This is a genomic window from Methanosarcina barkeri MS (assembly GCF_000970025.1).
GTDB classification, from domain to species: Archaea; Halobacteriota; Methanosarcinia; order Methanosarcinales; family Methanosarcinaceae; genus Methanosarcina; species Methanosarcina barkeri.
Window position 1 is genome coordinate 1,791,836 of sequence record NZ_CP009528.1, and the last position, 13,330, is coordinate 1,805,165.

The window sequence follows — 13,330 nt, forward strand, 5'->3', positions numbered from 1 at the left end:
GCTAAAAAATGGAGCTTGTAATATGGACACTGAATGTACAACTTTAAATGAGGTAGAAAAACAGAGCTCTGAAAAATTCAAGGTGGCAGTTACTTCAAAGGGTGGAAAACTTGTTGACCAGCACTTTGGGCAAACAACAGATTTTATGATTTTTGAGATTAATGGTGAAGATTATAAGTTTCTTGAGACTCGCTCGACAAAGAAGTACTGCAATGGAGGTCACGAGCTTAACAAGCAATCTCATGGAAAAAAAGAAGCAATAGTAACTATCTCTGATTGTGATGCTGTACTTTCTATGAAAATAGGCCTGGGTGCACAAAAAAAGCTTGGGGAACTTGGAATCGAGTGCATTGAATATTGTTACACCGTTGAGAGGGGATTGAAATATTTGCAAACCATGAGGAAGCAAAAACAAATGAAAAAAATTAGCCCACATTCTACAGCATTATTTAAAATCAATAATTTTTCCTGATTCCAGACAGTAATAAGCTGCCATATATTAAGAAGTATCTTTTTGATGATAGCAGATGCTATGTCAAGAGTACCTTTGCCACTAATATTTGACTGGAAAATTATTGCTGTATTCTAAAAATAAAAAGAGGTACCTGGATGAACAATAAAACAATAGTTATTCTATTTGTTGCAATCACGGCAGTATTAGTTTTCACCGGCTGTACGGGAGAAAAAATCAGTCAGGTGGCACAGGATAATACTACAGAGGTATCCACTTCAAACGATAAAAATGTGGAAAATGCGACAAACGTATCCACTTCAAACGATAAAAGTGGGGAAACTAGAATTGTTACTGATTCGGCAGGCAGACAAGTAGCAGTTCCTATAAAAGTGGAAAGAGTTGCAGATACCTGGATGGGACATAATGAAGTGCTGGCTATGCTTGGAGCTGATGACAGGCTTGTTGCAACTATGTTCAGCTCCAAAAAAAGACCATGGGCGTATAAAGTTTGCCCGGCCTATTATAATGCTGTAACACTCAGCCCAACATATGATGTGGAAGCTTTGCTTGCTACCAAGCCAGATGTTGTTTTCATGCCAAGCAGAGATAAAAATATCGAGAAAGTATCCGCTCTTGGAGTCCCTGTTGTAGAGGTAAGTTTTACAGATTTTGATTCTATGAAAAAATGTTTTTCAGATACTGCGAATGCTTTGGGAGACGAAGAGGCTTTAGAACGTTCACAGAAATATAATGCATATCTGGATAGCAAATTAGAATTGGTAAGAAATATTTCATCCAGAATACCTTACGACGAAAGGCCAAAAGTTCTCCATCTCGTATCACTGTCACCTTTGTGCGTAGATGGTGGCGGAAATATCATCAGTGATTGGATTGAAGCTGCAGGAGGCATCAATGCTGCTGAAGAAGTAAAAGGTGGTATTATGCAGGAAGTTTCAATGGAACAAATCTTGAAGTGGAATCCTGATATGATTATTCTTAGTGTGAATGCCAAATCTGAAGAAAAAGAGAAGATAATGAATAGCGAGTCCTGGAAGAAGGTTAAAGCAGTTCAAAATAACAATGTGTTTGTAAATCCAGAAGGAGCGTTCATATGGAGTCGAGCCGGAGCAGAACAAGCTCTTCAGATTCAATGGGCTGCAAAAACCATCAATCCGGATACGTTTCAATCCATTGATATAAACAATGAAACAAAGTGGTTCTACAAGACCTTTTTTGATTACGAGCTTACAGATGAGGATGTTCAAAAAATTTTGAATGCACAGGCTCCAGATTAATCAGAAACTTTAGTGTAAACTTTGGTTTTTTAGGGGTATCAAGTTGTTTTGCAAGGCTGAGATACATTAAACAACTTAGCCTTTAGCTTTGTGTTCAAGATCTCAGAATAAGTAAACAAGTGGACAGCTACAGTAAATAAGTGGACAGCTACAGTAAATAAGTGAACAGCTACTAAATTATTGAAACATTAACTAAAATTACTTTTCAGGTGAGGTGTGACTATGAGTCTGATTATAGGCCGGGTCTGGAAATACGGAAACAACATTAATACTGATGAAATAATCCCGGGTAAGTATTTGCGGAGCAAAGATATACAGATCTTTGCAGCTCATGCAATGGAGGGAATTGACCCGGAATTCACAAAAAAGTTCAGGTTTGGAGATATCATTGTTGCAGGCACTAACTTCGGCTGTGGGTCTTCAAGAGAGCAGGCTCCTCTTGCCTTGAAATATGCAGGAGTGTCATGTGTTATAGCAAAGTCTTTTGCAAGGATCTTTTTCAGAAATGCAATCAATATCGGGCTACCTCTCATAGAAGTTGATATTGAATGCCAGGAAGGAGATAAAGTTAAAGTTGATCTGGCCAAAGGTGAAGTTATAGTCTCAGACAAAGACACATTCAGGGGAAATAAACTGCCGGATTTCCTTCTTGAGATACTCAACGATGGTGGACTTGTAGCTCATAGAAAAAAACTCCAGAGAAAGAAAAACAAAACAATTATACCAGGTTAATTTAAAGAAAAATGTATGAGTTAATCGAAAGACTCTATATCCTATTGTACCTAAAACAGATCATATTGTGCCTAAAATACATCCTATTGTACCTAAAGCAGATCATATTGTGCCTAAAATAAATAGTATGCCTTAAAGATTAGACACCAAAGACCCAACTACTGGCTTATATGGGAACAATGTCCTTTCACTTGCTCTTGAGACCATTTCAGCCAGAAACGGCAAAGCTTCAAGCTCAATTCCACAATCGTAGTTGTAAAAACGTTTTAATGAAAATGCTGTCTCTTCCATTGAGGCATTTCCAGCACGTTCCCCTAGCCCTGTTACTGTTACACTTGCAAACTTTGCTCCCGCTTTATATGCTGCCAGGGTATTTGCTACGGCCAGGCCGAAATCATTATGCGCATGAATTTCAACAGGAAGAGGGTTATGATCTGCAATTTCTTTTATTTTGCGATATGTTGTAAAATGGTCCAGGCATCCTACGGTATCCGAATATCGGATTCTTATTGCACCGTAAGAAGCTGCAATATCTGCATATTGAAGAAAAAATTCTGGATCTGCCCTTGAGGCATCTTCAGCTCCTATAATAATCGTTACCCCGTAGTTTTGGAGATATTCCATGCATTTTTTCAATTGGTCCAGCACCCAGGTTCGGCTTTTTTGGAGTTTATGTTCAATATGCAGATCGGATACCGGCAAAGACACATGAACAAATTTAAATCCGCAATCAATAGACGCCTTTAAATCTTCTAAATTTGCTCTGTTCCATGCAATAAGGTTCGATTTTATCGGCAGGTTGAGCATTAGTTTCAGGTCTTCACATTCCTGTTTTCCCATAGCAGGAATGCCAGCTTCAATCCATTTCACTTTTGCTTTATCTAAAGCCAAAATTATATTCATTCTTTCTTCAACCGAAAACACAACACCTGCAGATTGTTCCCCATCACGCAATGTGGTGTCAATGATTTCAAAGCCTTCATTTCTAATCACAGGAGATTTCTCCTTTAATTGATAAGTGGACATTAGATTCTTTTATCGCTTCCATATGTAAATTATAAAGAGTTTTAAGCTGAGCATCTGTCACCGGTTTTTTTTGCAGAACCGCTGTATGCCTTACTTTATCAAGCAGTGTAGCTGCTTCCTGCGGACTAAGAGACAGATCCAGTTGTCGAAATTTTTGTGTTAAGGATGCTGTTCCTGAGTGTTTTCCTATCACTAAAAACCTGCTTAGACCAACTTCTTCAGGCTTGATCGCTTCATATAAATTTGGATTTTTGATAATACCGTCAACATGGATACCGGATTCGTGTGCGAATACATTTTTTCCTATAATGGCTTTTTCTCCGGGCAATATAATGCCAGCCCTGTGTAAAATGTTCTCACAATCTGCTGCAATAGTATAACCATTAGGTACCTGTTCATTTTTCCACAAATGCCTTGCTGCCATTAAGACTTCTTCCATGGCTGCTACTCCTGGAATCCCAATACCGCTAACTGCCGTTGCGACATACTCAACGCCTGCCCGTAATGCTGAAAGCGTATTGGCAGTAGCCATACCATAATTATTGCATCCCATGTATTCAACAGGACATTGAGCCATATCCGTGAAAAGATTAAGTTTATTATAAGTAGTGAAAGGGTCCATTTTCCCGTTTACATCGCCCAGTATCAACCTTTTTATCTCGTACTCAGCAATGAAGGGATCTAATATATCTACTATATTTACTTCTTCTACTGGGAATTCCAGTGCATTATCAATACTTAGATAAATTTCCTGATTATTACTACAAACTGTTTGCAGTACATGTTCAGTTAGTTTAAGTTTATCGTGTATGGAGGCAAATGGATCCAGAGAAATATTGATTACTATTTTTGAAAACCCGAGCTTTTTCGCCTTGTATACCTCTTGCTCTGAACATTCCACTCTACATCTTAAATTTTCCAAAAGGTCATCGGTCTTAAATTTAACCATTTTTTTATCTAATTTAACCATACTTGTCTTTAATTTGACCACGTTTGTCTCTAAACTGCTCAAAGAAACATCTGCCACGTCCAGTGAATACTTCTTTAAAACAGACAGAATAAACTTAAAATCGGCAGGATCATTAAATCCAAGGCGTAGTATCTCGTTTATTGTATAATCCACAATTGAAATTTTATTGTTTTCCTTCAATTCAATTCCTTTCCCGATATGTAATTTAACCTGGATTGATGTATTTGATCAAGTGAGTGAATAAGAAACTGTAATCTTTCAAAAGTCAGGAAAATCCTGCATCCACATGTTGTTGTATTTGCATAGGAATACATGCTCTTCTATGCTCATCTACATCTATAATTCTAACATCAATTCCATAGACCTGTTTCATATTATGTTCAGTGACAACAATTTCCGGTTTTCCTGTTTCCATAATTGTGCCCTGATTCATGATAGCTACCTTATTACAGGATAAAAAGGCGTGGTCTGGAAAATGTGAAGTCATTACAACCGATAGCCCAGTTTTAGATAATTCCTTTATGACTTTGAGCGTTCGTATCTGGTTCCCAAAATCCAGATGGGATGTTGGTTCGTCGAGGAGAAGGATTTCGGGCTGTTGAGCTATTGCTCTTGCCATTAAAACAAGCTGTCTTTCACCACCACTGATCTCAGTGTAGGTTTTATTCTTTAGATGCAAGATTCCAAGCCTTTCCAGAGCCTCTTCAGCAATTTTATAATCTTTCGTTCCGGGAACAGATGTTAAACTCAAATGTGGAGTTCTGCCCATCAGAACTATATCGAGAACTGAAAACGCAAAAATTGAACTATTTGATTGCGGGATATATCCGATGATTTTTGCAAGTTCAGTTTCTTTCATTGAGTAAATACTCTTATTTTTCAGTAATATCTCGCCGCTTTTCAGTTTAAGCAAGCTGTTCATACATTTGATTAAAGTCGATTTTCCGGTCCCGTTAGGCCCCAGAATACATAGGACGTCCCCCTTCTCAACTGAGAGGTTTACGTTTTTGAAGACGTTTTTCTTTCTGTTGTAAGAGAACTCTGCATCCCTAATATCCATAATATTGCTCATGACCATCCCTCGTAGCCTTTCTGGAGTAAGTATATGAAAACTGGTGCTCCTATTATGGCTGTTAGTATTCCCAGAGGAATTTCAATGGATGTGGCTGTTCTGCACACATCATCAACCAGCAGAAGGAAAGTAGCCCCCAGTGAAATGCTTGCAGGCAAAAGCTTTCTGTGATCCGGGCCTACGATCATCCTGGCTGCGTGAGGTATTACAAGGCCCACCCAGCCGATGATACCACTTATGCTTACAGCGGAGGCTGTTAAGAACGTACAGCAAAAAATTACCAGCAGCCTCATTTTTTCTGTGTTTACGCCCATTGAACGCGCTTCATCATCCCCCATTGAAAGAACGTTAATTCTCCATCCAATAAGCAGTAGTGCTGTAAATCCGATCAGAGCAGGCCCTATTATCATCAAGACACTGTTACTGTTAACTGCAGAGAGGCTCCCCATAAGCCAGTATACTATTTCTGGCAGTTTGCTGTCAGGATCTGCAAGGTATTTGATACACGAAATGAGAGCAGAAAAGAGTGCTGCGATAGCTATCCCTCCCAGTACCATCACCAAAATAGTATTGCCCCTAAGCTTTTTGCTGAGAGAGTAAGTGAGGATAACTGCAACGAGGCCGAATAAAAAGGCTGTAGCCTGAATCATTACTGCGGAAAAACTGAACAAAATAGCTATTGCAGCTCCGAAACCTGCACCTGATGAGACACCCAGTATATCTGGAGAGACCAGCGGGTTCTGGAAAGTTCCCTGAAAAGCAGCCCCTGAGATTGAGAGGGCAGCACCTACAATCATCGCAGATATTATACGTGGCAGACGTATATCCCAAACTACTGTATAAATGGTTGAATCCAAATTTGTAGTGATAGGCGCAAAAACCGACACTATAGCCAGTATTACTTCCATAGGAGATACTGGATATCTGCCAATCATAAAAGATCCAAAAAACAAAAGTATTGGGAGTAAAATCAATGTGGTTGTTAAAGATATATTTCTAATGGTTTCCCTGTTTATTCGCCTGTTCATTATTCTTTCCACACCAAACGTTTACAAATTATCCGTGGTTTCTTTCGGAGTATCTTTTTCAAGCTCGCTCATTGAGTTCAAATTGTAGTTAGTTTGAGGCTTCAACTACTGGTTTTCTGTTTGACTATGTGAATTTTGTGTGTTCTATTTTAATTTCTCCTGTACTGTTTATTTCTCAATTTGAATTTCTTTGAACTTTTCTTAGGCGTTATGTTCAATTAAACATAACAAATTATATATGTTAAAATACCAGTAATCAATTTCCTATACAATAATATAAATAATTTACTACAAACTCGCTTTCTTACCGTGCCTTCGTGCGAATAAAAAAGAGTTAATAGAAGCACCTCAGTTGGAAAGGTATGTTCTTTTTTAATCCGGTCGCTATCTCTTTTTTGCTTTTGATCCCTGCAGCCATTTCTTTTTTGTGATTTATTCATACCTTCCTTTTGAATAACATATTTCAACTGAAAACTTGAAAGGTCAATTTATGAAATAACTATATATATAAGATAATCGGTAATTGATTTCTGTATTAATTAAATATAATATTTGTTATGTCTAAGGGTACATATCACATATCAACTGTAGTATAAAATTTTAAAGTAGTATCCAAAGAAGTAAAATCGTAGGTTTTGGGATGGACTCAAAAAATAATGAAGGGCTATCAAGATGAGAACAACAAAAAGGCAATTAAGTTTGTTTATCGTGCTGTGTCTGTTAATAACACTATCCATACTTCTTGTAAGTGGATGTTCACAGAAAACAAACGATGTTATGGATACGACATCAAATCCCAAAACTGAGATAACTGCTGCAACAAATATTGAGCAAGAAACAACAATGTCGGACACTGCACTGTCAGGTACTCGGGTAATTACCGATTTAGCAGGCAGAAATATTACATTGCCTGCTGATATTACTAGGATTTCAGTGTTACATCCGATACCGTGCCAAATGGTCTGGAGACTGGCGCCGGAAAAGCTTGTGAGCGCGGACAAGCAGTTTACTGAACGACTAGAATTTATGTCAGATAACGAAGAAAAGAGGCTGCTGGCTCTTCCGATTAATGGAGAATTCCACAGTGACATGAATGTGGAAGATCTTTTAGCAGTCAGTCCACAAGTAGTAATAACGTTAACAAAGGATACGAAAATCGAATCCGAACAAAAAAAAGTTGGCATTCCATTCGTTGCTGCGTCAAAAGATACACTTGAAGAGATTGCAGATTCATGGAGATTTATCGGTAAAATTGTTGGAAATGAAAAAGAGGGAAACGAGCTTGGGGATTACTGGGATGAAACCATCAAAAAGGTTACCAATCAAACCTCGAAAATTAATGACAGTGATAAGCTCAAAGTATATTATGCGCAACCAGATGTCACCAAGACAGTTGGGTCCAGAACCATTATGGCGTCTATCATCAGTTTGGCGGGAGGCATAAGCTTCATGGAAGCAAATCCGCAAATGGAATCGGCCAATACAAGTGAAGAAATCCAGGTCTCACTGGAACAAATCTATCAGTGGAATCCAGACGTTATTATTACTAAAACTGCGAAAGGTCGTGATGAAATTCTCTCGAAAGACGCCTGGAAAGATATTGCTGCCGTAAAGAATAAGCGCGTTTACGCATCTACAAAATACGAGATGCTTGACCGGACACAATCACTGATGGGACTTTTGTGGACCGCGAAAGTGCTTTATCCGGATAAAGTAAAAATTGACCTGGACAAAGAGGTAAAAACATTTTATTCAAAAGTATATCTTGATAATAACGTGACTAATGATCAAATCAGTCAGACAAATTAATAAAAATCAGTCAGACAAATTAATTTCATTCGAATACTCCGCTAGCTTGTAGGCTGTCCGATAATTATTGAAGTAATAAAAACATGCTAAAAAGAAAGCAAATAAGGCCTTTAAATCAAAAAAGAAGGAATTCAATAATTACCAGAGGTAATTGTCAGACAGCCTGCTTGCAGCGAGGTGCACCAGCACAACTTTGATTTTTGATTCTGCCTTTATCTTTTTTTTGCGACTGATTTTCATAGTTTCCTTGTGAATAAGATATTTCAACTGAAAACTTGAAAGATTAGTTTAATAAATAACTATATATACTAAATAATAGGTAATTGATTTCTGTATTAGTTAAATATACTTTTTGTTATATTAGAGAGAACATCTCACATATTAATTGTGGTATGAAATTTAAAAGTAGTATCCAAAGAAGTAAATCGTAAGTTTTGGGATAGACTCCTCAAAGATGTAAAGCTAAGAACTTGATTCGTTTTTAACCCAGGATGATAAATAATGTTAGCTGTTGAAACAAGTGGACTCAAAGGAATAACGAGCTTTACCACATATGATAGCGGCGAACTGAAGGACTGTAAGCTTGAAGAGTATAATTTAATTCACACAAGGTACGGAGATCTTGTTCCACAATATGGTGATCTAGGATTTCGAAGAAAGCAGCTAGCAGTATTGTCTTTCTACAAAAGTGGAAAAGTTAAAAATATCTCATTAGAGCAGCAGACTGAAATAAGCACACCAATAGGAACATTTCCGGCAGAACTGGTCACTTTTTTTGAGGATGGATCAATCAATAGTTTGTTCCCTCTAAACGGCCAGATCAGTGGTTTCTGGTCAGAGGAAGAAGAAGGCGAACTTGCACAAAAATTCCATTTTTCATTCCCGTTTGGGGAATTTTATGCAAAAATAATAGGTTTACGGTTTTATCCGGACGGAAGAGTCAGAAGCCTGATTTTGTGGCCGAATGAACGAATCATAATTGACACACCTGCAGGAAAAATGCCAGTTAGAATAGGATTTAAGCTTTTTGAAGATGGGAGCATAGAATCAGTAGAACCTGCAGAGCCGTTCCCGATTGAAACCCCCATTGGTTCAATAAATGCATACGATGCGGATGCACTTGGTATCGATGCGGATAAAAACTCCGTGTGTTTTGACGAAAGAGGTAAATTAATTTCTCTCATTACTTTCGACATCATTACAGTCCGGAAAAAAACCGGTGAAAAAGAACTAATATTCCCAACGTTAAGGCCGGGTTTGACAACTGAATTTGAAAAAGTGCCGATTAAATTGATCTTTGATGATGATACAGTAAGCATTGGTGATGCCAGAGCAAACGACTACAATGATGACGCCAAAACAGCCAGCTACAAGATAGCTGAATGTACGTTCTTAATCATGCGTGGTAACTATATGGAAACAAAATCATGCGACGACTGTTCCAGTTGTCAGGGTTGTATGTAACCGATGTTTATAGTTGAGCTTGCTCCAAAACACTTTCAGTCCATTTAGACCAGTACTTTGGAGTAGATAAACAAGCTCTGTAGAAAGTATTAATAGTATACAAGGCAGGGCAAATGTTAAAAGATATGAAATTCTGAATTTCAATGAGCTGAACAGCCAGAAACACAACCAATACAGCTTTGAATAGGAATTGCACCTTACAAGACAGTTGTCCTCTGCAATATGGAGTCCTGCGAGGAAGTAACTGCTGCAGAGCCTACAAACCTGAAAATAACTTATATCTTACTCGTTGCTGCTGTATTTACTGCGCAAACTCAATCTGAATAGGGAATGAAAAAAGCGTAGTAAACCCTTTTGCCGCCCTGAAAGGATATCCCTATATATGCAATAGAAGTCGTAAGGGAAGAATCTCCAGATGAGGTTGCGACAAAGGCCAGAACCTAAAAATTTAAAAAAAAACGAGCCTTTATTTTTTAAATTGCAACCCTAACTATTCTTGAATCAGTAATTTCAACTGTTCTTAAATCAGTAATTCTACCTATTCTTGGATTTGCTATTTTTAATTCTCTTAAATTCACAGTTTTTACCATTCCGGATTTGGTATATTTTTAAATGGAAAAATGATAAATAGAGATAGAGTGCGTGTATACACCGAAGATAACGAAAAAAAGGAGTAAACATGTGCGGAATAGCAGGAGCAGCAGGAACTCCTGATACAAATGAAGAAGTAAAAAAAATGCTTGCAGCCCTTGGACATAGAGGTCCCGATGCTTGCGGAACCTATCAGGCCAAAGGACTGAGTATAGGAAATACCCTGCTTAAAATCACAGGCGACATGCTCCAGCCTCTGGTTGGAAAAGGGGCTCTGGTACTCAATGGAGAAATTTTTAATTTCAGGGAACTTGCAGCCGAACAGGGTATAAAAACCGATTCAGACACTGAAGTGCTTTTTGCCCTCATAGAAACAAAGATAAAGGAAGGAGAAACGCCTACAAATGCGATTTTTTCCGTACTTTCCAGAGTTAATGGAGATTACGCTCTGGCCTATGCCCTGGATAACGAACTTGTATTGGCCAGAGATACTGTAGGAGTCAAGCCTCTTTTTTATTCCCTGGAAAAAGGAGTGGAAATACCTAAACTCGCTTTTGCTTCCGAAAAAAAAGCTTTTTACAGCCAGAGAAACCAGATAAAACCTTTTCCACCTGGCAGAGTCATGTCTTTCGATATCAGAAATGGAAGGCTTGAAGAAAAATCCCTTACAATTGAGCCTCCGCAAGAAAGAATCTCAGAAGAGCACGAAGCTGCTTCCAGCCTGAGGGCAGCCCTTGAAAAAGCTATCGAGATAAGGCTTACAAAAACTTCAGGAATTGCGTTTTCAGGAGGTATTGACAGTACCTTTTTAGCTGCCCTTGCCAAAAACATTGATCCCTCAATTTCCCTTTATGCCGTTGGGCTTCCTGATTCCCATGACCTTGCCCAGGCTCAGCGTGCAGCTGGAATTGCTGGCATGGAAGATTCCCTCAAGACCCATCTCCTTTCTCCCGAAGAAATAGAAGCTGGAATCCCGGATGTGATCTATTCAACGGAATCGACGGACCCTATGAAAATTGCAATTGGGCTTCCACTCTATTTTGTAGCGAAAACTGCAAAAGGAGACGGAAAACGAGTCCTTCTCACAGGTCAGGGTGCAGACGAACTTTTTGGAGGTTATAGCAGGCATGAGGGCCTACTTGAACAGGGACCCGAGATGCTTGACAGAGCTATCTACTCAGACCTTAAAAACATTTCAACTATAAACCTTGAGAGGGACGACATGGTTACCATGGCCAACTCCGTGGAGCTCAGGGTGCCTTTTCTGGATCAGGAGGTAATAAAAACAGGGCTTTCAATCAGTCCTGAACTTAAAGTCCTTAAAAGAGATAGCCTGTATATAAGAAAATATATCCTGAGAAAAGCCGCAGACGGCCTGCTTCCATCGGAACTTCTCTGGAAAGAAAAGAAAGCAATCCAGTATGGGACAGGAGTTCAAAAGGTACTCGACAGGCTTGCCCGCGAGGCAGGATTTTCAAAAAGGGAAGGAAACCATATAGAGAAGTATCTAAAACAGGTTGCTGCAAACGAGGGGTTTGATTTCATATTCAGGTAAAAGAGTTCCCTACTGAATAAGATACTGGATAAGATACTGAATAAGATACTGAATAAGATACTGAATAAGATACTGAATAGGATAATTAATTCCTTCCCTGGAAAATTTGTTATTTATATCCCTTAAAATGTCCTTTAATCTTTAATAAATATCTTTTTAACTCTTATAAAACGAAAAGACTTTAAATAATACTCTCTAAGGAATAACGGGATGAAGCCAGGGATAAATGAACAAGTATAAACAGCTTGATGACTATACCCCTGCTTAGAAAACCACTATTGTTAATCTGAATTAACTATTAATCTAACTAGGACTTACGCAGTTGAACTGAAAAATCAACAGCATCAGACCACTAACTGTAGTAGACCATTAACTGTATAAAACGTGACTTTAGTCCAAAGTCTTTGCCGTAATTGATTTTGTTTCTCAAGTGCATATAATCCTGCTAAATTAATAGTTGATCTAATACATTTAAATATAAATTAATGTTCAGGGGGAATCCTCATAAAAATAGCAATTACCGGAAAAGGCGGCGTTGGAAAAACAACTCTCTCAGGCACTCTGGCCAGACTGCTTGCAAGGGATGGATACGAGGTACTGGCAATAGATGCAGACCCGGATATGAACCTGGCATCTTCGCTTGGGGTCGAAAATCCCCCTAAGCCCCTGACAGAATTCAAAGACCTGATTCAGGAAAGGGCAGGTGCCCCAGGTGGAGCTTTCGTCTACAACCCTAAAGTCGATGATATTGCAAGCAAATATGGCGTTATAGGACCCGATGGAGTCAGAATGCTTGTTATGGGCACCGTAGACCGCGGGGGAAGTGGATGCATGTGTCCTGCCTCGGCTTTCCTGAGGGCTCTTCTCAGGCACCTTATGCTCAAGGATAAGAGTGCAGTGATCCTTGATATGGAAGCAGGGATCGAACATCTTGGAAGGGGCACTACAAGAGGAATGGACCTCATGATCATTGTAGTTGAGCCCGGAGCAAGATCGCTTGAAACGGCTGAGAGAATAAAAAAGCTGTCTTCCGAAATAGGGATAAAACACCTTGCTGCCGTAATTAATAAAGGAGGCTCAGGAAAAGTTAATGACAAACTTGAAGAGATGGGCATCCAGGTACTTGGAGAAATTCCCTTTGACACCATGTTAATGCAGGCCGACCTGGAGAAACGGGCTCCTATTGACGTAGGCGGCGAAGCTGTTGACGCTATAGTAAAAATTAAGGAAAAACTAATGGAAGTCGTTGAAAAGATCGAGATAGAAGATGAAGATAGCAAGAGCAAAAAGTAAAGGCCGATTTCCGGCCCTGCATTTTTCATCTCAAATTTCAA

11 protein-coding genes are annotated in these 13,330 nt (G+C 38.9%); 7 read left to right on the forward strand and 4 right to left on the reverse strand.

The features are described from left to right. Positions 1–22 precede the first annotated feature (22 nt). From MSBRM_RS07220 to MSBRM_RS07230, 3 genes are all read left to right on the forward strand, one after another. Positions 23–472 (forward strand): NifB/NifX family molybdenum-iron cluster-binding protein, encoded by a 450-nt coding sequence (locus tag MSBRM_RS07220; RefSeq protein ID WP_048118404.1) that lies wholly within the window; start codon positions 23–25, stop codon positions 470–472. 137 nt (positions 473–609) lie between these two features. Continuing rightward, positions 610–1,749, forward strand: coding sequence for an ABC transporter substrate-binding protein (locus MSBRM_RS07225; protein ID WP_048118401.1), 1,140 nt, complete (start codon positions 610–612; stop codon positions 1,747–1,749). Positions 1,750–1,971: 222 nt separating this feature from the next. Next, complete coding sequence (locus MSBRM_RS07230) at positions 1,972–2,481, forward strand: LeuD/DmdB family oxidoreductase small subunit (RefSeq protein WP_048118398.1); 510 nt, start codon at positions 1,972–1,974, stop codon at positions 2,479–2,481. 132 nt (positions 2,482–2,613) lie between these two features. Here the strand turns inward: MSBRM_RS07230 and MSBRM_RS07235 are convergent, their stop codons facing one another. The 4 genes from MSBRM_RS07235 to MSBRM_RS07250 form a co-directional block, all read right to left on the reverse strand. Beyond that, positions 2,614–3,474: a beta/alpha barrel domain-containing protein gene (locus MSBRM_RS07235; RefSeq protein ID WP_203397932.1), complete on the reverse strand. Its 861-nt coding sequence runs from the start codon at positions 3,472–3,474 to the stop codon at positions 2,614–2,616. Next, positions 3,467–4,657, reverse strand: a complete 1,191-nt coding sequence (locus MSBRM_RS07240) for a homocitrate synthase/isopropylmalate synthase family protein (RefSeq protein WP_048118391.1) — start codon at positions 4,655–4,657, stop codon at positions 3,467–3,469. The genes MSBRM_RS07235 and MSBRM_RS07240 overlap by 8 nt, the downstream gene beginning before the upstream one ends. Before the next feature lie 85 nt (positions 4,658–4,742). Further along, positions 4,743–5,549: an ABC transporter ATP-binding protein gene (locus MSBRM_RS07245; protein WP_048155183.1), complete on the reverse strand. Its 807-nt coding sequence runs from the start codon at positions 5,547–5,549 to the stop codon at positions 4,743–4,745. Beyond that, entirely contained in the window at positions 5,546–6,577 is a 1,032-nt protein-coding gene (locus MSBRM_RS07250) for a FecCD family ABC transporter permease (protein WP_048155187.1), read from the reverse strand. Before MSBRM_RS07250 ends, MSBRM_RS07245 begins: the two co-directional genes overlap by 4 nt. A gap of 672 nt (positions 6,578–7,249) precedes the next feature. Here MSBRM_RS07250 and MSBRM_RS07255 point away from each other — a divergent pair. From MSBRM_RS07255 to MSBRM_RS07270, 4 genes are all read left to right on the forward strand, one after another. After that, positions 7,250–8,386 carry an ABC transporter substrate-binding protein gene (locus MSBRM_RS07255; protein ID WP_048118382.1) on the forward strand — a complete coding sequence of 379 codons (1,137 nt, stop codon included), beginning with the start codon at positions 7,250–7,252 and terminating at the stop codon, positions 8,384–8,386. A 501-nt stretch (positions 8,387–8,887) separates the two neighbouring features. Further along, entirely contained in the window at positions 8,888–9,850 is a 963-nt protein-coding gene (locus tag MSBRM_RS07260) for a hypothetical protein (RefSeq protein WP_048118379.1), read from the forward strand. A gap of 679 nt (positions 9,851–10,529) precedes the next feature. Continuing rightward, a complete protein-coding gene (locus MSBRM_RS07265) occupies positions 10,530–11,996 on the forward strand; it encodes an asparagine synthetase B family protein (protein WP_048155190.1) in 1,467 nt (488 codons plus the stop codon). Positions 11,997–12,494: 498 nt separating this feature from the next. After that, positions 12,495–13,289, forward strand: a complete 795-nt coding sequence (locus MSBRM_RS07270) for an ATP-binding protein (protein WP_080943685.1) — start codon at positions 12,495–12,497, stop codon at positions 13,287–13,289. The last annotated feature ends 41 nt before the right edge of the window (positions 13,290–13,330 follow it).